The sequence below is a fragment of the Streptomyces sp. NPDC104367 genome (assembly GCF_055583825.1).
Window position 1 is genome coordinate 56,928 of record NZ_JBVJND010000014.1, and the last position, 19,020, is coordinate 75,947.

Here is a 19,020-nt window from a genome sequence, read left to right on the forward strand (position 1 = left end):
TGAGGAGTCGCGGTGTGCGAACAACGAGGCTCCACCCCCGCGCGAACCCCCTGTACGGGGCGTCCGGCCGCGCCCGGCGGGTAGCTCTGCGTGATCGGCCCCGGGTGTCAACTCCGGGAATTACCAAGGGCGTCGGGGTTAGCCCGGACGGCCGAACACCCTCGGTCAGCACAGACTCCGACCGCCCCGGACCGAGATCACCGCCTGGCGTGTCAACTTCCAGCCGTCGCCGTGTCGTTCGACGTAACCAAGTGCTCGGAGTTCGTACAGTCTCGCGACGGCCTCGTCCGGGGACGTCTGCGCGCCGCGTGCCACCTCTTCGGGTGACGCGGGCCGGTCGCCGGGCAGTGCGGCCAGGACCCGGCGGGCGGCGGGTTCCAGCAGGTCGCGCGGGAGGACGGGGCCGCGTCTGGCCGGGGCCAGTTCTCCCATGTCGCCGACGAGTTCGACGACTTCCGCGGCGTCGGTGACCAGCACGGCCTCGCCGCGCAGCAGTTCGTGCACTCCGGCGGAGAGGCCGCTGGTGGCGGGGCCGGGGACGCCCATGGTGAACCGGCCGAGCCGTTGTGCCGCCCGTGCGGTGACCAGGGAGCCGCTGCGGTGGGCGGCCTCCACGACCACGGTGCCCCGGGTGAGGGCGGCGATGACGCGGTTGCGGAGCACGAACCTGCTGGGCGTCGGATGCTCGCCGGGCGGCAACTCCCCCACCACCAGTCCCTGTTCGGCGATCCTGCTGATCAACTCGGTGTGTCCGCGGGGGTAGGGCCGGTCGACCCCGCAGGCCAGCACGGCGACGGTGGCCCCGCCGGCGCCGAGGGCTCCGCGGTGGGCGGCGCCGTCGACGCCGTAGGCTCCGCCGGACACCACGACCCAGCCGCGCTCGGCGAGTCCGGCGGCGAGGGTGGCCGCCATGTGCGCGCCGTACTCCGTGCAGGCCCGCGCCCCGACGACGGCCACGGCCCGCAGCCCCCACATCCGCAGCCCGGCCCGCCCCCGCACCCAGAGCCCGAGGGGCCGTGCGTCACCGAGGTCGTCGAGCTGGCTGGGCCACTCGCCGTCACCGGGGGCGACGAAGCGCACCCCGGCCGCCCGCGCGGTCGCGAGGTCCCGTTCCGGGTCGGCCTGGGCGGCCCGGGCCCGCAGGCCGGTCCAGCGTGCCCCGCTCACCCCGGGCAGGGCCGCCGCCCCGCCCTCGCGCAGCCGCCGGACCACCTCCGGGAGCCCGTACTCCCGCAGCCACCGCCCGCCCGTCTCGTCGCCGGGCTCCAGGACCCGGGTGAGGAAGATCCGGGCGAGCGGTCCGGCGTCGTTCATGACGCGGCCCCTTCCAGGACCGCGCCGCGCCTGATCCCGGTGCGCAGTTCCAGCGCGAGGTTGACGTCGTTGGCCGTGGGGCGGTCGTGGCCCGCCAGGTCGGCGAGGGTCCAGGCGACCCGGAGCACCCGGTCGAGGCCGCGGGCGGTGAGCAGGCCCCGGTCGAGGTCCAGCTCGGCCTTGGCGAGCGCCCCGGGCCGGACGTGCCAGCGGGTGCGCAGCTCGTGGCCGGGGACCTCGCTGTTGGTGCGCCAGGGCAGCCCCTCGTAGCGCCGGGCGGCCCGCTCCCGGGCGACGCGCACCCGGTCGGCGACGGCGGCGGACGGCTCGGCGGCCCGGTGGAGGCGCAGCAGTTCCTCTCTGGCGACCGGTTCGACGGCCACCCTGAGGTCCACGCGGTCCATCAGGGGGCCGGAGAGCCGGGCCCGGTACCGCTTGATCGAGGAGGGCCGGCATTCACAGGCGTCACCGGGGGTGCCGTGGCGGCCGCAGGGGCAGGGATTGGCGGCCAGCACCATGAGGAACCTCGCGGGCATCCGCAGCATCCCGGCGGCCCGGGCGACCACCACGTGCCCCGACTCCAGGGGCTGGCGCAGGGCGTCCAGGACACTGCCGTGGAACTCGGCCGCCTCGTCGAGGAAAAGTACGCCGTTGTGGGACAGGGAGACCGCTCCGGGGCGGGGCAGGCCGCTTCCGCCGCCGACCAGGGAGGCCATGGTGGCCGAGTGGTGCGGGGCGCAGTAGGGCGGCCTGTCGACGAGGGGGTGGCCGGGGGGCAGCATCCCGGCGACCGAGTGGACGGCGGTGACCTCCAGGGACTCCTGGCGGCTCAGCTCGGGCAGCAGCCCCGGCAGCCGTTCGGCGAGCATGGTCTTGCCCGCGCCGGGCGGCCCCTTGAAGAAGACGTGGTGCCGGCCGGCCGCCGCGACCTCCAGGGCGGCCCGGGCCACGTGCTGCCCGGCGACGTCCGCCAGGTCGGGCGCGTGCTCGCCGGTCGCGGTGCCGGTGCCCAGTCCCATGCCCGGGAGGGCGAGTCCGGCGAGGAACGGGTCGGGGCGGATCTCCCCGGGGACGGGCTCCTCGTCGGGCACGGGTTCGTCGGTGAGGACCGCGATCAGCTGGCGCAGGCTCCGGACGCCCAGCACGGACACCCCCGGCACCAGCGAGGCCTCCGGTACCGCGCTCTCCGGGACGACCACCTGCTCGTATCCGGCGTCGGCGGCGGCCAGCACGGCGGGCAGGATGCCCCTCACCGGCCGCACCCGGCCGTCCAGGCCCAGTTCGCCGATCATCACGATCTCGGCGAGCACCCGGGGGTCGATCCGCTCGGCCGCCCCGAGGACGGCGGCGGCGACGGCGAGGTCGAAGCCGCTGCCGCTCTTCGGCACCGAGGCCGGACTCAGCCCCACGGTCAGTTTCTTCGAGGGCCAGGCGCAGCCGGAGTTGACCACCGCGGCCCGGACCCGGTCCCGGCTCTCCGTCAGGCTCTTGTCCGGCAGCCCCACCAGCGTGAACGCCGCGACCCCGGGCTCCAGGTCGGCCTGGACCTCGACCACCACGCCCTCGACGCCCACCAGCGCCACCGAGCAGGTACGCGCGAACCCCATCTCAGGCCACCCCCCGCACGTGCTCGACGACGGGCGCGCCGCGCCGGGGCAGGAGCACGCCGACCACGTCGATGCGGACGCCGCCCGGGGGTGCCCCTCCGTGGGCGTGGATCCAGTGTTCGGCGAGGCCGCGGAGCCGCTCCGCCTTCTCCGGGGTCACCCCGGCCATGGGGTGCCCGAAGGGCCCCGCCCGCCGGGTCTTGACCTCGCAGACGACCAGGACGTCGCCGTCCCGTGCCACGATGTCGATCTCGCCCGTCCTGCCGCAGCGCCAGTTGCGCTCCAGGACCGTCAGACCGGCCGACGCCAGCCGCCGCGCGGCCAGCGTCTCGCCGTACTTGCCGAGTGCACTGCGTGCCAGATTGGTGTTCATGTCGGCACCACCTCCGGCGCCAACGGTCACGCACACCCGGCCAAGGTGTTGATCTTGGTGGACGGCTCAGCGGTTGTGGACAACTTCGTCACCCGCACGAGCGACCACCGGGCGGGGCTCAGCCGCCCGGAAGCTCCAGGTCGCTCTTGTTCAGCTCCTCGATGTTCACGTCCTTGAACGTGAGGACACGGACCTGCTTCACGAACCGAGCCGGCCGGTACATGTCCCAGACCCAGGCATCCGCCATGGACACCTCGAAGAACACCTCGCCCTGGACCGAGTGCACCTGCATCTCGTAGTCGTTGGTGAGGTAGAAGCGCCGCTCGGTCTCGATCACGTATTTGAACAGACCGACGACATCGCGGTACTCCCGGTAGAGCTTCAGCTCCATCTCGGTCTCGTACTTCTCGAGGTCCTCGGCGCTCATGGCATGTTCCCCTTCAGCCGTGCGATCCCACCATTGTGCGCCAGTCCCGCGCGCCCCTAGACGATTTCCGTGTCAAGGGTCACGGGCCCGGCGGGGGGACCTTCGTCGAGCAGCCTACGGAACAGCTCGGCGAGTCTGGTCGGATACACCGTCTCATGTGCCCGGGTCAGTTCCTGGCACGTCCACCAACGTGCTCCGGCCACACTGCGCCGCTCCAGCTCGGTCAGTGCCGTGGCCTCGACGGCCGTCTGCGTCGTACGGGCGAGGTAGTACCACTCGTCCTGGTCCCAGCGGCGGCCGGCGAACGGGAAGGAGCACATCCGCCGCCACAGCACGGGGCCGAGTTCGACCTCCGTGATGCCGGTCTCCTCCACGAGTTCCCGCAGCGCGGCCTGCTCACGGGTCTCGTCGCCCTCCAGCCCGCCGCCGGGCGTGAACCACCAGTCGTCGGCGGGGTCGTCGGGTTCGTGGCCGTGCAGGAGCAGGATGCGGTCGTCGGGGTCGAGCAGCACCACCCGGGCCACCTTGCGCGGCCCGCCCTCCGTGGCCTCAGCGGGCACCGGCGGGCTCCTTGCGGCCCGCGGAGCGGGAGCGGCCCAGCACCTTGGCGACCGGGCCGTAAGCACCGCCCCCGAGCACCAGCACGGCACCGGCGACGATCAGGAACTCGATGATCCGCAGCGGGCCCGGCTGCGAGAGGGTGCCCAGCGTCTCGAAGCCGGTCGGGCGCGCCAGCAGGCCCTTCATCGGCCAGACGACGGCGTCCACCCGGGCGCTGACGGCGCTGCGCGCGACCGTGCCCTTGGCCGCGTCCGTGAGGTGGGCGGTGGAGTCCAGGGAGCCCTGGCGCTCGTCACCGAGGAGGAAGAGCCGGCCCTTGGGGACGGTGACGGTCGGGAAGTCCTGGAGCTCGGCCAGGCTGCCCGCCGGCAGATACGGTTCGTCGATCTGCTTGCCGTTGACGGTCAGCTTGCCGTCGGTGCAGCAGGAGACCGTGTCGCCGCCGACCGCGACCACGCGCTTGACGACGTCCGCGTTGGTGACCCAGCTGGTGTCGTGGAAGACGACGACGTCGCCCCGGCGCACCTGGCTGCCGTCGATGCGCTGGCCGAGGACCCGGTCCCCGGCGTCGATCGTCGGCGTCATCGAACCGGTGGGGACGGTGTAGGGCCGGTAGATCACCGCTCCCCACCCGAATCCGCCGAGGAAGAGCACGATGCCCAGCGCGACGGCGATCCCGGACAGCCGGTGCCCGAGGGTGCTGCCGCCGGTCCGCGCCGCGCCCGTCCCGGTGCCTCCGCCGCTGCGCGGGGCCGTACGTATCGTGCTCTCGCCACCCATGAGGCCGCACCCTACCCGGCGGTACCGGGCAGGGGCAGCCCTTCTTCCCCGCCCCTGGTCACAAGCTCCCCAAGGGTTTCACATGGGTGGGCCGGCGGACGGTCGCGGAGCGCCGTCAGGGCTTGCCGGCGGCCGCGCGCTTCTCGAACTTCGCCCCGGTCCGGTCGCCCCGGCGACGGCGCCACACCGCGACCGGCAGGACGGCCGCGACGGCCACGCCCTGCGGAGCCACCGTGAGGGAGGCGGCGGCGGACGACTGCGTGCCGATGCCCGACTGGTCGAAGGTGCTCGGGACGGGCAGCGTGCCCCAGCGGTTGATCGGCCAGGCCTTGACGATCGCGCGGCCGACGACCTCCTTCACCGGGACCATGCCGTGGTGCTTGTCGGACTGGTTGTAGCGCGAGTCGCGGGAGTTCTGGCGGTGGTCGCCCATCACCCAGATGTAGCCCTTGGGCACCTTGACCGTGAACTGGCCGCCCTGGTCGTCGACGCTGCACGGGGTGTTGCCCGGGTACACGTAGGGCTCGTTCAGCGCATGGCCGTTGACCATGAGCGGGCCGCTGTTCTTGCAGGTGACGGTGTCGCCGCCGACGCCGATGACCCGCTTGATGAGGTCCTTCTCCTGGGCGGACGGCATCAGGCCGATCCAGCTCAGGAAGGTCTGGATCGCGTTCGGCTGGGCCGCGGGCTCGCCCGCCAGCCAGTCGTCCGGGTCGTGGAAGACGACGACCTCGCCGCGCTCCGGCTCGGAGCCGAACCACGGGGTGAGCTTGTCGACCAGGACCCGGTCACCCTGCTGGAGGGTGTTCTGCATCGAGTCCGACGGGATCGAGAAGGCCTGCACCAGGAACGTCTTGATCAGCAGCGCCAGGACCAGCGCGATACCGATCAGGATCGGCAGCTCCTTCCAGAACGACCGCGGCTTCTTCGGCGCGGCCGCCGCCGAACCGCCCGCCCCCTCGTCCGTGCCGGCGCCGTCTCCGCCGGAGTACGGCCCGTCCGCCGGGGCGCCCGCCTCGGCCGGTCCGGCGTCACTCCCGGAGGCGGAACCACCGTCTGCGCTGGGGACATTCTCCTCGGGGCGCCCGCCGTGCTCTTCGCCGTCGTGTCCCGACCGTGCGCCTACCGCCACATCCCCCACGCCAACTCCTCACTCCGTGCCGCCGCCCGCGCCATCCCCGGCGAAGGCCCACCACTCCCATAACGAGCGGGAGTTCCGCAGGGGTCGGGAGTTGGATGTATCCGTTCGGATCGTCGGAGGCAACCCTATGCGACAGCTGGGGAGCCGCGGTCGACCCCGACACGGAGTTGGAAACGCTTGCGAAGGTTTTAGGTTCGTCGAGACTGGTCCAGTGGCCGATGGGCCAGCCGATCATCATGGCCCGGCCCACCACCGACGTCACGGCGACCGTGCCGCCGTAGTCGGTGTCCTGGTGGGCCCGCGAGTCGGCCGAGTTGCCGCGGTGGTCGCCCATCACCCACAGCCGCCCCTGGGGCACGGTGATGTCGAACTTCTGAGTGGAGGGTGCGTTCCCGGGATACAGGTAGTCGCCCTCGGTCAGGGCCACGCCGTTGACGGTCACCCGGCCCTGCGAGTCGCAGCACTTCACGCGGTCGCCGCCGACACCGATGACCCGCTTGATCAGGTCCTTCTCGTTGGCGGAGGGCAGCAGACCGATGAAGGTGAGCCCTTCCTTGACCTGCTTGACCACGATCGGGTCGTCCGCCTTGGTGGTCTGCTCGTCCGCCAGCCAGCCGCCCGGGTCGTGGAAGACGACGACGTCACCGCGGTGCGGCTGCCACCCGAACCACGGGGTGAACTTGTTGACCAGGACGCGGTCACCGATGCGGATCGTCTGCTCCATGGAGCCCGACGGGATCACGAAGGCCTGCACGAGGAACGTCTTCAGCACCAGCGCTATCAGGACGGCCACCCCGACCAGCAGCGGAATCTCCCGCACCGCACCGCGCCTGCGCTTGCGCTTGACCTTGCGCTGCAGCTTGCGCCGCTCGGCGCGGCTGCGGCCGCCGGACGGGCCGGAGGTGCGCCGGGCACCGGTGGGCAGCAGGTTGGCGGCCGCGTCCGTGGCCACTCCGCGCGGCCTGCCCCGGTTACCCATGCGCGCCCTCCGCCGCGGGCACGCGCGCGTAGGCGTCGGGACGGGTCAGGTGGGTCCGGTGCGCGTACGGCCAGACGATCCAGTCGGCCCGGCCGATGACCTCCCCGACGGGGATCATGCCGCCGCCGGGTGAGCCCAGGTGGTCGCGTGAGTCGCTGGAGTCGCCGCGGTGGTCGCCGAGGACGAAGAGCCTGCCCTCGGGTACGACGACGTCGAAGGCCACACTGGAGGGGCTGTCCCCGGGAAAGAGGAACGCGGTCTCGTCGACCGAGCGGCCGTTCACCTCGATCCTCCCCTCCTTGTCGCAGCAGACCACGTGGTCTCCTCCCACACCGACGACGCGCTTGATGTAGTCGGCGTCCCCGAAATACCCGGTTCCGTCGAACACGACGACATCTCCCCGGCGCGGCTCGGCACCGAAACGGTACGCCAACTTATTTACGAGAACGCGGTCCCCGATCCTCAATCCCTCTTCCATGGATCCGCTGGGAATCTGGAATGGTTGAGCCACGAAAGCGTTGAGGACGAGCAAAAACGCCAGGCAGGCGAAGAGGGTCAGGGTGATCCAGCCGCCCGGCAGCCAGTCGGTGATCCGGGCCGGGAACGCGAAACGCGACCGGTCCTCCGCGGCCTCTGGTTCGGGGCTGGAGGAGCGGTCGCGCTCCGTGGGCTGTGCTTCGGTGTCCATCGGGGCCAGATGTTATCCGGCCTCGATGAGAACCCCGTCGCGCGAGATCACTTCTCGCGCTTCTCCTTGATCTTCGCGGCCTTGCCGCGCAGCTCGCGCAGGTAGTACAGCTTGGCGCGACGCACGTCACCGCGGGTGACGAGCTCGATCTTCTCGACGATCGGGGTGTGCACCGGGAAGGTGCGCTCGACGCCGACGGAGAAGGAGACCTTGCGGACCGTGAAGGTCTCGCGGACACCGCTGCCCTGGCGACGGATCACAACGCCCTTGAACTGCTGCACACGGGAGCGGTTGCCCTCGATGACGCGGACGTGGACGTTGACGGTGTCACCCGGGCGGAAGGCCGGGACGTCGCTGCGCAGCGACGCGGCGTCGACGGAGTCGAGCAGGTGGGACATTTCGTCTGCTTTCTTCGCTGATGCCACAGGTCATCAACGGCAACTAGAGGTGGTTCGGAAGAGGGCCGTGGCGTCGGGACGGGCGTCGTGTCCCCCTGCGGCAGGGGCGCACACCGGACGGTTCACAGCACAACAGCCGCCTATTCTTCCATGCCCGCGGCCCGGCGCCAAAATCGGCCGTACGGCTCGCCCTCGCGGTCGGGCTCCCAGCCCAGGATGGAGAGCATCTCGCGGTCCTTCTTGTCGAAGGCCTTGGGGTCGCAGCCCTCGATCAGGTCGGGCCGGTGGGCCGTGGTGCGCCGCAGCGCCTCGTCGCGGCGCCAGCGGGCGATCTTCCCGTGATGGCCGCTGAGCAGCACCTCGGGGATGTCCCGGCCGCGCCAGACGGGCGGCTTCGTGTAGACGGGGCCTTCCAGGAGGTTGGCCATGGCGCCGGGCGCGAAGGAGTCGTCCCGGTGCGACTCGGCGTTGCCGAGGACGCCGGGCAGCAGCCGGGCCACGGCCTCCGTGATCACCAGTACGGCGGCCTCGCCGCCGGCCAGCACGTAGTCGCCGATGGAGACCTCGTAGACCGGCAGCCGGGTCGCGTACTCGTCCATGACGCGCCGGTCGATGCCCTCGTAGCGGGCCGGTGTGAAGATCAGCCAGGGCCGCTCGGAGAGCTCCACGGCGAGTTCCTGGGTGAAGGGGCGGCCGCTCGGGGTGGGCACGATCAGCGCGGGGGCGTGCGAGCCGGTCTCGTAGCCGTCGGCGAGCGCGGCGTCGAGGGCGTCGCCCCAGGGGTCGGTCTTCATGACCATGCCGGGGCCGCCGCCGTACGGGGTGTCGTCCACGGTGTTGTGCCGGTCGTAGGTCCACGCGCGCAGGTCGTGCACATGGACGTCGAGCTGCCCACGCGCGCGTGCCTTGCCGACCAGCGAGACGTTCAGCGGTTCCAGGTACTCGGGGAAGATCGTGACGACGTCGAGGCGCATCACGACTCGTCCCGCGAGGAGGCGATCTCGGCCCGGTCGTCGATCAGGCCGGGCGGCGGCGCGATGACCGCCCGCTGCTCCTCCAGGTCGATCTCGGTGACGATCTCCTCGACGAACGGGATCATCACCTCGCTGCCGTCGGGGCGCTCGACGATGAACAGGTCCTGGGAGGGCAGGTGCGAGATCTCGGTGATCCGGCCGACCTCGGTGCCGTCCGCGGTGACCACGTCCAGGTCGATGAGCTGGTGGTCGTAGTACTCGTCCTCGCCCTCGGGCAGTTCCTCCGGGTCGATCTCGGCGATCAGGAGGGTGTTGCGGAGGGCCTCGGCGCCGGTGCGGTCCTTGACGCCCTCGAAGCGCAGGAGCAGGCGGCCGCTGTGCACGCGGCCCGCCTCGATGGTGAGCGGTCCCACGCCGGCGGGATCGGTGGCGAGTACGGCGCCCGGCCCGAGCCTGAGCTCCGGTTCGTCGGTGCGTACCTCCACGGTGACCTCGCCCTTGATGCCGTGGGCGCGGCCGATCCGTGCGACTACGAGCTGCACTGTGCTGGTTCTCCTGTCGTCTCCTGCTCATACGACTGCGGGCCGGGGACGGCCAGTGGCCATCCCCGGCCCGAGCCGGTGCTGCGAAAGCGTCAGCGGACGTGGTCCACGTCGACGAGGTCGACACGGACTCCGCGACCGCCGATGGCGCCCACGACGGTGCGCAGGGCGCGGGCGGTGCGACCGTTGCGGCCGATCACCTTGCCGAGGTCGTCGGGGTGCACCCGGACCTCCAGCACGCGCCCGCGGCGCAGGTCGCGCGAGGCGACCTGCACATCGTCGGGGTTGTCGACGATGCCCTTCACGAGGTGCTCAAGCGCCTCTTCGAGCATGCTGCTCAGGCCTCGGTCGACTCGGACTCAGCAGCGGCCTCGTCCTTCTTCTCGGCCTTCTTCTTCTGGGTGATCGCCTCACCCTTGCCCTCGTCGTCACCGCCGAGCGCCTCGAACGACGGACGCGTGGCCTTCGGCGCGGCCACGAGCAGCGGAGCAGGGGCGGGCTCGCCCTTGAACTTCTGCCAGTCGCCGGTCTTCTTCAGGATGGCGAGCACGGGCTCGGTCGGCTGGGCGCCGACGCCGAGCCAGTAGGCGACGCGGTCGCCGTCCACCTCGATGACCGACGGGTTGTAGGTCGGGTGGTACTTGCCGATCTCCTCGATCGCACGGCCGTCACGGCGGGTGCGGGAGTCGGCGACGACGATGCGGTAGTGAGGCGAACGGATCTTGCCCAGACGCTTCAGCTTGATCTTGACTGCCACGGGAGTGGGTTCTCCTGGTTTTGACGTGGTTGGGCACGGCGAGACTGCCGCGTGGGGTTGCGGTACCCGAGTGCCCGATGGACGCGTCAGCCGGAGGAGAGAGGGGTCCTGTGCGGCTGTCGAGTACAGCTAGCCATTGTGCCACACCCCGCGGGTCCCGCTGTCCGGCGGTCGCGCGGGCAGGCCGGAGGCGCACCCGGCGTGGAGGTGGTGTACGTCGGGTGCGTTGACCGGCATCACGGTGCGGCGACGGCTGCGGCTGCCACGAGCAGCCGTGACCTACGCCGCCCCGACGACCTCCGGGATGCGGAACGGCTTGCCGCAGCCGCCGCACACGATGGGGGCCTGGGCCAGGACCGAGGGGACCACCCGGACGTTGCGACCGCAGTCGCAGACCGCCTTGACCCGGACGCCGCCGCCGGACGAGCCGTGGCGGGCGGCCGGGCCGCGGAACGTACGGGAGGTGTCGGCCGAGGTGGCCACCGTGTGTGCCTTGAGAGCGCGCTGCAGCCGCTCGATGGTCGGACGGTAGCGGCGCTTCGCCTCGGGGTTGAGCGTGACCAGCGAGAAGCCGCTGCTGGGATGCGGCTCGTCGGGATGGTCCAGGCCCAGCTCCTCGGCGATCGCGAGGAATCTGCGGTTGTGGTAGCGCCCGGCCCGGGAGGTGTCGCGGACTCCACGGGCGGCGGCGATGCCGTGGACTGCCTCATGGAGCAGTCGTTCGAAGGAGAGCTCGTGACCGCACGCGGACGACGACTCCCCGATCAGGGACTCTGGCGCGGCAAGGTCCGGCAGCTCGGGGTGGTACCGCTGAATGTCGGCCCACGCCTCTGCCAGCTCTGCGGCGAGAACAGGTGGTGTCTGTGTCGTGCTCACGTAATGACAACGAGCGGGAGTGCCGCTGTGTTCCTATTCCGGGGCATCCCAAATAATTTGCACGTACCCGTCAGTTGCCGCTGATGCGTGGAGACGAGTACGGGTGCGCTGATCTGCGGAGAAGCCTCACAGCTCGTACCAAGCCGGTGCGTAGTCCGACGTACGACCCGACGCGTACCGCCGGTACGGGGCGGGGGCGGTCGCGGCCGGCGGCTGCGCAAGAGGCGTTTCGGTCGCTCTGGTGGCACGGGACGCTACCTCGGTCAGCGCCACCGGGGCCCCCGACGTTACCCGGGAGCCCGCGGCCGCCCTGCGCCGCCCCGTCCCGGGCGGCGGACGCCGTCCCGTCGCCGTCCGGGCCGACCATGGCCAAAACCGCCGCGTCGTGGGTCCGATGGTAGAGCCCCGAGTTGCCGGGATGTGAAATCTCGCCACAGTCACAGCGCACGTACAAGCCGGGACCCGCGACCCCTGGACGCCACCGCGAGCCCGGAGTTATGTGGCATACGTGGGAAGTGCGAGCGCACGGCACGGGGGCCACGGAATCGGTCAGTGCGTAACTCTCGGCGGATTGGGGCGCTTACCTATGACACCTACGCTCGTGCGGCAGCACCGGTCCCACGCGGACTCCGCACCCCGCGTGGACCCGGGCGCACGCGCGCGTGACTGGTCGGAGATCCAGGAGCGGATGCTGGTCCCGCTCTACGAGACCGTCCTCGACCGGCTCGAAGTGGGCCCCGCGACGCGGCTGCTGGGCCTGCGCTGCGGTTCCGGTCTCGCCCTGCTGATGGCGGCGGCCAGAGGGGCCGCGGTGACCGGCGTCGACTCCTGCCCCGAGCGCCTGGCGCTCGCCCGTGAGCGGCTGCTGCCCGAGCCGGCGTCCGGGCCACGCGCGCGTGGCCGCGCCGTCCGGATCGTCGAGGGCGCACCCCCCGACGCGGCGGACAGGGCGGGCGCGCGAGCGCCCGGGTACGACCTGATCACCGCCTTCGACCCCATCGGCTGCCTGGCCGGGGACGCCGAGGGGCTCGGTGAGCTGCTCGCCGGCGCGGTGCCGCTGGCGGAGCACGGGGCGGCCGTGGTGCTGGCGGGCTGGGGTCCGCCGGAGCGCTGCGCGACCTCGTCCGTGCTGCGGGTGGCCGCGAAGTTGGCCGATCCTTTGCGCAGCGCGGGCAGTTGGCGGCCCGCGTGCCGGGACGACCTGGAGGAGGTCGCCCAGCGGGCCGGCCTGCGCATCGACGGGTCCGGGCGGGTCTCCTGCCCGTTCGGCTACGCGGACCCGGACAGCGCGGTACGCGGGCTGCTGTCGACCGGGCTGTTCGACGCGGCGATCACGGCGACGGACCGGCAGCAGGTCGACAAGGAACTGGCCGAGGCGCTCCACCCGTACCAGCGCCCGGACGGCACGGTGTGGATGCCCAACGTCTTCCGCTACCTGGTCGCGCGCGTGCGCTGACGCGCCGCCGGGTGGGCCGACGCCCGGGAGGGACCGCCGCCGTTCGGCCGCGGCGCCGTCGCGGCCGGCCGCGGTTCCCCGCGCGCCTCGGGGGCGCTCACACCCGGGTGATCCCGGCGATCCGGTAGGCGTCCGCCTCCTCGGGCGACCCGCGGGGCGGCGCGGGGGGCGTGAGCGTACGTGACGGGACGACCGGCCCCCGGCACCCGCGCAGGTGAACTCAGCCCATGAACTTCTTGAACTCGTCCGGCAGCTCGAAGTCCTCGCCGCCCTGCTGCGGCAGCCCGAAGGCACCGCCCTGCGCGGCGGCCTCGCGGCGCTGGGCCGCCTCCAGCTCCTGCTGCTTGCGCTTCATCGGGTTGCCGGAACGCTGCTTGCCCTTGGCCTGCTTCGGCTGCTTCTTGCTCCGGCCGGGGCCGCCGCCCATGCCCGGGATGCCCGGCATGCCCGGCATCCCGCCGCCCTGGGCCATGCGGGACATCATCTTGCGGGCCTCGAAGAACCGCTCGACGAGGTTCTTCACCGCGCTGACCTCGACACCGGAACCCCGGGCGATACGGGCGCGGCGCGAGCCGTTGATGATGTGCGGGTCCTGGCGCTCGCCCGGGGTCATCGACTTGATGATCGCGGCGGTGCGGTCGACGTCCCGCTCGTCGAGGTTGTTGATCTGGTCCTTGATCTGGCCCATGCCCGGCAGCATGCCGAGCAGCTTGGAGATGGAGCCCATCTTCCTGACCTGCTCCATCTGGGCCAGGAAGTCGTCCAGGGTGAAGTCCTGGCCCTTCTTCGACGCCAGCTTGGAGGCCATCTTCTGGGCCTCTTCCTGGCTGAACGTCTTCTCGGCCTGCTCGATCAGGGTGAGCAGGTCACCCATGTCGAGGATGCGGGAGGCCATCCGGTCCGGGTGGAAGGCGTCGAACTCGTCGAGCTTCTCGCCGTTCGACGCGAACATGATCGGCTTGCCGGTGACCTGGCGGACGGAGAGCGCGGCACCGCCGCGGGCGTCGCCGTCGAGCTTGGAGAGCACGACGCCGTCGAAGCCGACGCCGTCGCGGAAGGCCTCCGCGGTGGTGACGGCGTCCTGGCCGATCATGGCGTCGACGACGAACAGGATCTCGTCGGGCGAGACCGCGTCGCGGATGTCCGCGGCCTGCCGCATCAGCTCCTGGTCGATGCCGAGGCGGCCGGCGGTGTCCACGATCACGATGTCGTGGACCTTCTGCTTGGCGAACTCGATGGAGTCCTGGGCGACCTTGACCGGGTCGCCGACGCCGTTGCCCGGCTCGGGCGCGTAGACGGCGACACCGGCGCGCTCGGCGACGACGCTGAGCTGGTTGACGGCGTTGGGGCGCTGGAGGTCGCAGGCGACCAGCAGCGGGGAGTGGCCCTGCTCCTTGAGCCAGCGGCCGAGCTTGCCCGCGAGGGTGGTCTTGCCGGCGCCCTGGAGACCGGCGAGCATGATCACGGTGGGCGGCTGCTTGGCGAACCGCAGCCGGCGGGTCTCGCCGCCGAGGATGGTGACCAGCTCGTCGTTGACGATCTTGAGGACCTGCTGGGCGGGGTTCAGCGCCTTGGAGACCTCGGAGCCGAGCGCCCGCTCCTTGACGTTCTTGATGAACGTGCGGACGACCGGAAGCGCCACGTCCGCTTCCAGCAGCGCGATACGGATCTCCCGCGCCGTGGCGTCGATGTCCGCTTCGCTGAGCCGTCCCTTGCCCCTGAGGGACTTGAATGTGGCTGAGAGGCGATCAGAAAGGGTATCGAACACGGCTGCGTCGGTCCTCGGCGTAGGCGACAGTCTGGGCTGCCCTCCAGGGTATCTGGCCGCGCAAGCGAATCGTCCCCGCCTGCCGGAAGGGCAGACGGGGACGAAGTCCCGCAGCGGCGGGGAGCACGCCCGGTCAACGCGCGGCACGACCCGAGGTCACGCCCTCAGTGTCTCCTCCAGTGCCCTCGCCACCGAGGCCGCCTCCTCCCCCGGCAGCGGGGAACCGGTGGCGGACGTGACGTAGAAGGCGTCCACCGCGTTCGAGCCCAGCGTCGAGACATGGGCGCTGCGCACACGCACGCCCGCCTTCTCCAGCGCGTTGCCGATCCGGAACAGCAGACCCGGCGCGTCCTGGGCCCGCACCTCGATCACCGTGGCGTGCCGGGAGGCCGCCGGGGCCACCGTCACCCGCGGCGGCGGGGCCACCCGGCCGCGGCGCCGCGGGTAGGCCGCCTCCCGCTCCGCCAGCCGTCCGGCGATGTCGAGCGAGCCGTCCAGGGCCCGCACCAGGTCCGCCCGCAGCCGGGCGGCCTGGGGCAGCGAGCCGTACTCGGCCGCGACCCGCCAGTCCAGGAGCAGGACGGCGCCCTCGTCGACGTCGTCGGGGAGGCGCAGGGAGCGCAGTTCGGCGGTGCGCACGGTGAGGCGGTGCACGGCCAGCACACCGGAGACGGCCGGCAGCACGCCGGGCTGGTCCGGTACGGCGATGAGCAGTTCCACGCCGAGCGGTTCCGGGTCGGCGGCCGGCTCCTCGTCCGTGGCCGCCGGCTCGGTCTGGGCGCGCAGGGCGAGTACCGGGCCGCCGGTGCGGAAGGCCTCTATGGCGAGCCGTTCCTGCTCGGCCGTGGGCGCGCCCGGCTCGGGCTCGTCGGCGGTCTCCCCCGCGAGCACCCCGGAGACCCGTTTGACCAGGTCGGCGACGAGGGAGCCGCGCCAGGAGGACCAGGCCGCCGGGCCGGTGGCCAGCGCGTCGGCCTCGGTGAGGGCGTGCAGCAGCTCCAGGGTGCCCTGGCTGCCGACCGCCTCGGCGACCGAGCGGACCGTGGCCGGGTCCTCCAGGTCACGCCGGGTGGCGGTCTCGATGAGCAGCAGGTGGTGCCGTACCAGCGTCGACAGGACCGCCACGTCCGTGCGGTCGAAGCCGATCCGGGCCGCCACGTCCTTGGCGATGATCTCGCCGGCCACCGAGTGGTCACCGGGCCAGCCCTTCCCGATGTCGTGCAGCAGCGCGGCGACCAGGAGCAGGTCGGGGCGGTGCACGCGGCGGGCGAACTCGGAGGCGCGGACGGCGGTCTCGATGAGGTGCCGGTCGACGGTCCAGATGTGCACGGCGTTGCGCTGGGGCCGGCAGCGCACCCGCTCCCAGTCCGGCAGCAGGCGCGTGATCAGTCCCTCCGCCTCCAGCGCCTCCCAGACGTCGACGGTCGGGCGGCCGGAGCCGAGGAGGGTGACCAGTTGCTCGCGGGCCTCGGCGGGCCAGGGCGTGGGCACGGGGCGCGCGGTGGCGGCCATGCGCCGGACGGCGTGCAGGGAGAGCGGGAGGCCGGCCTGGGCGGCGGCGGCCGCGGCGCGCAGCGGAAGCACGGGGTCGCGTTCGGGGCGTGCGGTGCGGGCGAGCACCACCTCGCCGTCCTGTTCCACCACCCCTTCGGCGAGCGGGGAGCGCTCGGCGACCGGCTTGCCGCCGCCCAGCATGGCGCGCAGGCGCGGGCGGACGGCGCGCGACCGCAGCACGCGCCCCACCTCGCGCCAGGTGACGTCGCTGGCGTACGCGATGACGCGCGCGGACTCGTAGACCTGGCGCAGCAGGGTGTCGGCGTCCAGCAGGTCCAGTTCGGCGGCGACCTGGTCCTGCTCCTGGAGCGCGAGTCGGTCGGTCGCGCGCCCCGTCGCCAGGTGCAGGGCGTCCCGGACGTCGAGCAGGCTCCTGCGGGCGTCGGCGAGACCCTCGCGCGGGGCGTCGGCCAGCCAGGAGGCGGCGACGGCGCGCAGGGCGGTCGCGTCGCGGAGGCCGCCGCGGGCCTCCTTGAGGTCGGGTTCCAGGAGGTACTGGAGCTCGCCCTGGCGTTCGGCGCGCTCGGCGCACAGCTCCCGGAGTTCGGGGAGGCGCTTCGGTGCCTGGTTGCGCCAGTCGGCGAGGACCGCGGTCCGCAGGCCGGAGGTCAGGCCCAGGTCGCCGGTGATGTGGCGGGCGTCGAGGAGGCCGAGCTGGACCTTGAGGTCCTCGCCGGCGGTCCTGCGGGCCTCGGCCGGGGTGCGCACGGAGTGGTCGAGGGCCAGGCCCAGGTCCCAGACCGGGTACCAGAGGCGGTCGGCGACGGCGGCCACCGCGGCCGGGTCGCTGCCGTCGTGCAGCAGCAGGAGGTCGAGGTCGCTGCGCGGGGAGAGTTCGCCGCGGCCGTAGCCGCCGACGGCGACGAGGGAGACGCCGCCCGTGCTGCCCTCGGTGGCCGCCGCGAAGAGGCCGGTCAGCCAGTCGTCGGTCAGCTCGGCGAGGGCGGTACGGCGCGGCGGCCCGGACCGCGCCCCCTCGGAGAGGAGGCGCAGCCGGGCCGCCGCGTAGCCGCTGGGTCCCGTGTCCTCTGCGTCGTTCCGCACATTCGTACCCGTCACCCAGCGACTCCTGCCTGTATTCAGGTGGTTCTGTTCTACAGCGCGTCCGGACCGCGCTCGCCGGTGCGGACCCGTACGGCGGTCTCGACCGGGAGCGACCAGACCTTGCCGTCACCGATCTTGCCGGTGCGGGCGGCCTTGACGATGACGTCGATCAGCTGCTCGGTGTCGTCGTCCTCGGCCAGCACCTCGATGCGGATCTTGGGCACCAGGTCGACCGTGTACTCGGCACCACGGTAGACCTCGGTGTGGCCGCGCTGGCGGCCGTAGCCGCTGGCCTCGGTGACCGTGAGGCCGTGTACGCCGAAGGCCTGGAGGGCTTCCTTGATCTCGTCCAGCCGGTGGGGCTTCACGACGGCGGTGATGAGCTTCATGCGTCCACCTTCTTGCTCGTGCCGGCCAGGGCCGCCGCGGAGACCGCGCTGACGACACCGCCGCCCGCTCCGCTGAAGTCGTATGCAGTCTCGGCGTGCTCGGCCTGGTCGATGCCGGAGACCTCGTCGTCCTCGGAGACCCGCATACCGATGGTCTTGTCGAGGAGGAAGGCGAGGACGGCCGAGACGACCAGGGAGTAGGCGAGGACCGCGCCGACACCGGCGAACTGCTTCCACAGCTGGGTGAAGGAGTGGTCGCCGTAGAAGACGCCGGTCGCGGTGGACTGGCCCTTGCCGGTGGCGAAGAAGCCGATGAGCAGGGAGCCGATGATGCCGCCGACCATGTGGACGCCGACCACATCGAGGGAGTCGTCGTAGCCGAACTTGAACTTCAGTCCGACGGCCGCGGCGCAGGCGACACCGGCGATGGCGCCGACGGCGATCGCGCCGAGCGGGGAGACCGCACCGCCGGACGGGGTGATCGCGACCAGACCGGCGACCGCGCCGGAGGCGGCGCCCAGCGTGGTGAACGCGCCGTGCCGGATCTTCTCGTAGGCGAGCCAGGCGAGCATGGCGGCGGCGGTGGCGACCTGCGTGTTGACGAACATCAGCGCGCCGACGCCGTCGTCGTTGCCGAGCCACGAGCCGGCGTTGAAGCCGAACCAGCCGAACCACAGCAGACCGGCGCCGAGCATGACCAGCGGGAGGCTGTGCGGGCGCATCGGGTCCTTCTTGAAGCCGACGCGCTTGCCGATGACCAGGATGACGCCGAGGGCGCCGGCACCGGCGTTGATGTGGACCGCGGTACCACCGGCGAAGTCGATCACACCGAGCTTGTAGGCCCAGCCGTCGGCGCCCCAGACCCAGTGGGCGACCGGGACGTAGACGATCGTCAGCCACAGGGCGACGAAGAGCGCCCAGGCCGAGAACTTGACGCGGTCCGCGATGGCGCCGCTTATCAGGGCCGGCGTGATGACCGCGAACATCATCTGGAAGACCATGAAGACGAAGATCGGGATGGTGTAGCCGTCCCAGAGCTCCGTCAGGCCGATGTTGCTCAGGCCCAGCCAGTCGGAGTTGAAGCCGATGAAGCCGTTGCTGGCGCCGAAGGCCAGGGAGAAGCCGTAGAGCACCCACAGGATCGTGACGATCCCGATGCTGATGAAGCTCATCATCAGCATGTTCAGGGTGCTTTTGACGCGGACCATGCCGCCGTAGAAGAAGGCGAGACCCGGTGTCATGAGCAGCACCAGGGCGGAACAGATGAGCATGAAGCCTGTGTTCGCGGCAGACAGCTTGGGTGCCTCCGCGGCAAGCGTGATGGCGGCTGATGCCATCGGCGTCTCCTCGTCGGTTGTACGGCCCCGTGCGGGTCGGAGCGTGAGCGGTCCG

The 19,020-nt window shown here is 72.0% G+C and carries 20 protein-coding genes; 1 reads left to right on the forward strand and 19 read right to left on the reverse strand.

The annotated features are described in order from the left end of the window. Positions 1 to 165: 165 nt before the first annotated feature. The 15 genes from dprA to ACZ619_RS21965 all read right to left on the reverse strand — a co-directional run bounded on the left by dprA (position 166) and on the right by ACZ619_RS21965 (position 11,417). Entirely contained in the window at positions 166 to 1,314 is a 1,149-nt protein-coding gene (gene dprA, locus ACZ619_RS21895; RefSeq protein WP_469601348.1) for a DNA-processing protein DprA, read from the reverse strand. Next, a complete protein-coding gene (locus tag ACZ619_RS21900) occupies positions 1,311 to 2,921 on the reverse strand; it encodes a YifB family Mg chelatase-like AAA ATPase (RefSeq protein ID WP_469601350.1) in 1,611 nt (536 codons plus the stop codon). Before ACZ619_RS21900 ends, dprA begins: the two co-directional genes overlap by 4 nt. Position 2,922: 1 nt before the next feature. Further along, positions 2,923 to 3,294 (reverse strand): YraN family protein, encoded by a 372-nt coding sequence (locus tag ACZ619_RS21905; RefSeq protein ID WP_469601353.1) that lies wholly within the window; start codon positions 3,292 to 3,294, stop codon positions 2,923 to 2,925. A 118-nt stretch (positions 3,295 to 3,412) separates the two neighbouring features. Next, positions 3,413 to 3,721, reverse strand: a complete 309-nt coding sequence (locus ACZ619_RS21910) for a DUF2469 domain-containing protein (RefSeq protein WP_003965949.1) — start codon at positions 3,719 to 3,721, stop codon at positions 3,413 to 3,415. A gap of 56 nt (positions 3,722 to 3,777) precedes the next feature. Next, positions 3,778 to 4,281, reverse strand: a complete 504-nt coding sequence (locus ACZ619_RS21915; RefSeq protein ID WP_469601355.1) for an NUDIX hydrolase — start codon at positions 4,279 to 4,281, stop codon at positions 3,778 to 3,780. Then, complete coding sequence (gene lepB / locus ACZ619_RS21920; protein WP_469601357.1) at positions 4,271 to 5,062, reverse strand: signal peptidase I; 792 nt, start codon at positions 5,060 to 5,062, stop codon at positions 4,271 to 4,273. Before lepB (ACZ619_RS21920) ends, ACZ619_RS21915 begins: the two co-directional genes overlap by 11 nt. Positions 5,063 to 5,177: 115 nt before the next feature. Continuing rightward, a complete protein-coding gene (lepB, locus tag ACZ619_RS21925) occupies positions 5,178 to 6,203 on the reverse strand; it encodes a signal peptidase I (protein ID WP_469601359.1) in 1,026 nt (341 codons plus the stop codon). Continuing rightward, entirely contained in the window at positions 6,094 to 7,182 is a 1,089-nt protein-coding gene (gene lepB / locus ACZ619_RS21930) for a signal peptidase I (RefSeq protein ID WP_469601361.1), read from the reverse strand. Before lepB (ACZ619_RS21930) ends, lepB (ACZ619_RS21925) begins: the two co-directional genes overlap by 110 nt. Then, on the reverse strand, positions 7,175 to 7,870 hold the full coding sequence (gene lepB, locus ACZ619_RS21935) for a signal peptidase I (protein ID WP_469601364.1): 696 nt from the start codon (positions 7,868 to 7,870) through the stop codon (positions 7,175 to 7,177). Before lepB (ACZ619_RS21935) ends, lepB (ACZ619_RS21930) begins: the two co-directional genes overlap by 8 nt. A 47-nt stretch (positions 7,871 to 7,917) precedes the next feature. After that, the gene (gene rplS / locus ACZ619_RS21940) at positions 7,918 to 8,268 is read right to left on the reverse strand and encodes a 50S ribosomal protein L19 (protein ID WP_469601367.1); all 351 of its coding nucleotides are present in this window, start codon (positions 8,266 to 8,268) and stop codon (positions 7,918 to 7,920) included. A gap of 140 nt (positions 8,269 to 8,408) precedes the next feature. Next, a complete protein-coding gene (gene trmD, locus ACZ619_RS21945; protein WP_469601369.1) occupies positions 8,409 to 9,242 on the reverse strand; it encodes a tRNA (guanosine(37)-N1)-methyltransferase TrmD in 834 nt (277 codons plus the stop codon). Then, the gene (rimM, locus tag ACZ619_RS21950; protein ID WP_469601372.1) at positions 9,242 to 9,784 is read right to left on the reverse strand and encodes a ribosome maturation factor RimM; all 543 of its coding nucleotides are present in this window, start codon (positions 9,782 to 9,784) and stop codon (positions 9,242 to 9,244) included. The genes trmD and rimM overlap by 1 nt, the downstream gene beginning before the upstream one ends. 92 nt (positions 9,785 to 9,876) lie before the next feature. Next, positions 9,877 to 10,116 (reverse strand): RNA-binding protein, encoded by a 240-nt coding sequence (locus tag ACZ619_RS21955; protein WP_005479813.1) that lies wholly within the window; start codon positions 10,114 to 10,116, stop codon positions 9,877 to 9,879. 5 nt (positions 10,117 to 10,121) lie between these two features. After that, complete coding sequence (gene rpsP / locus ACZ619_RS21960) at positions 10,122 to 10,541, reverse strand: 30S ribosomal protein S16 (protein ID WP_469601374.1); 420 nt, start codon at positions 10,539 to 10,541, stop codon at positions 10,122 to 10,124. Positions 10,542 to 10,820: 279 nt separating this feature from the next. Beyond that, on the reverse strand, positions 10,821 to 11,417 hold the full coding sequence (locus ACZ619_RS21965; RefSeq protein WP_037741615.1) for a hypothetical protein: 597 nt from the start codon (positions 11,415 to 11,417) through the stop codon (positions 10,821 to 10,823). Positions 11,418 to 12,003: 586 nt separating this feature from the next. Here ACZ619_RS21965 and ACZ619_RS21970 point away from each other — a divergent pair. Further along, entirely contained in the window at positions 12,004 to 12,873 is an 870-nt protein-coding gene (locus ACZ619_RS21970) for a class I SAM-dependent methyltransferase (RefSeq protein WP_469601377.1), read from the forward strand. A gap of 220 nt (positions 12,874 to 13,093) precedes the next feature. Here the strand turns inward: ACZ619_RS21970 and ffh are convergent, their stop codons facing one another. The 4 genes from ffh to ACZ619_RS21990 all read right to left on the reverse strand — a co-directional run bounded on the left by ffh (position 13,094) and on the right by ACZ619_RS21990 (position 18,965). After that, the gene (gene ffh / locus ACZ619_RS21975) at positions 13,094 to 14,641 is read right to left on the reverse strand and encodes a signal recognition particle protein (RefSeq protein ID WP_469601379.1); all 1,548 of its coding nucleotides are present in this window, start codon (positions 14,639 to 14,641) and stop codon (positions 13,094 to 13,096) included. A gap of 156 nt (positions 14,642 to 14,797) precedes the next feature. Beyond that, on the reverse strand, positions 14,798 to 17,254 hold the full coding sequence (locus ACZ619_RS21980; protein WP_469601382.1) for a [protein-PII] uridylyltransferase: 2,457 nt from the start codon (positions 17,252 to 17,254) through the stop codon (positions 14,798 to 14,800). A 35-nt stretch (positions 17,255 to 17,289) separates the two neighbouring features. Then, positions 17,290 to 17,628: a P-II family nitrogen regulator gene (locus ACZ619_RS21985; RefSeq protein WP_123997477.1), complete on the reverse strand. Its 339-nt coding sequence runs from the start codon at positions 17,626 to 17,628 to the stop codon at positions 17,290 to 17,292. After that, positions 17,625 to 18,965, reverse strand: a complete 1,341-nt coding sequence (locus tag ACZ619_RS21990; RefSeq protein ID WP_469601386.1) for an ammonium transporter — start codon at positions 18,963 to 18,965, stop codon at positions 17,625 to 17,627. The genes ACZ619_RS21985 and ACZ619_RS21990 overlap by 4 nt, the downstream gene beginning before the upstream one ends. Positions 18,966 to 19,020 lie beyond the last annotated feature (55 nt).

Coding starts and splice junctions, on each gene's coding strand:
- dprA (WP_469601348.1), bottom strand. CDS start 1,314: ATGAACGACGCCGGACCGCTCGCCCGGATCTTCCTCACCCGGGTCCTG.
- ACZ619_RS21900 (WP_469601350.1), bottom strand. CDS start 2,921: ATGGGGTTCGCGCGTACCTGCTCGGTGGCGCTGGTGGGCGTCGAGGGC.
- ACZ619_RS21905 (WP_469601353.1), bottom strand. CDS start 3,294: ATGAACACCAATCTGGCACGCAGTGCACTCGGCAAGTACGGCGAGACG.
- ACZ619_RS21910 (WP_003965949.1), bottom strand. CDS start 3,721: ATGAGCGCCGAGGACCTCGAGAAGTACGAGACCGAGATGGAGCTGAAG.
- lepB (WP_469601357.1), bottom strand. CDS start 5,062: ATGGGTGGCGAGAGCACGATACGTACGGCCCCGCGCAGCGGCGGAGGC.
- lepB (WP_469601361.1), bottom strand. CDS start 7,182: ATGGGTAACCGGGGCAGGCCGCGCGGAGTGGCCACGGACGCGGCCGCC.
- lepB (WP_469601364.1), bottom strand. CDS start 7,870: ATGGACACCGAAGCACAGCCCACGGAGCGCGACCGCTCCTCCAGCCCC.
- rplS (WP_469601367.1), bottom strand. CDS start 8,268: ATGTCCCACCTGCTCGACTCCGTCGACGCCGCGTCGCTGCGCAGCGAC.
- trmD (WP_469601369.1), bottom strand. CDS start 9,242: ATGCGCCTCGACGTCGTCACGATCTTCCCCGAGTACCTGGAACCGCTG.
- ACZ619_RS21955 (WP_005479813.1), bottom strand. CDS start 10,116: ATGCTCGAAGAGGCGCTTGAGCACCTCGTGAAGGGCATCGTCGACAAC.
- ACZ619_RS21970 (WP_469601377.1), top strand. CDS start 12,004: ATGACACCTACGCTCGTGCGGCAGCACCGGTCCCACGCGGACTCCGCA.
- ACZ619_RS21985 (WP_123997477.1), bottom strand. CDS start 17,628: ATGAAGCTCATCACCGCCGTCGTGAAGCCCCACCGGCTGGACGAGATC.
- ACZ619_RS21990 (WP_469601386.1), bottom strand. CDS start 18,965: ATGGCATCAGCCGCCATCACGCTTGCCGCGGAGGCACCCAAGCTGTCT.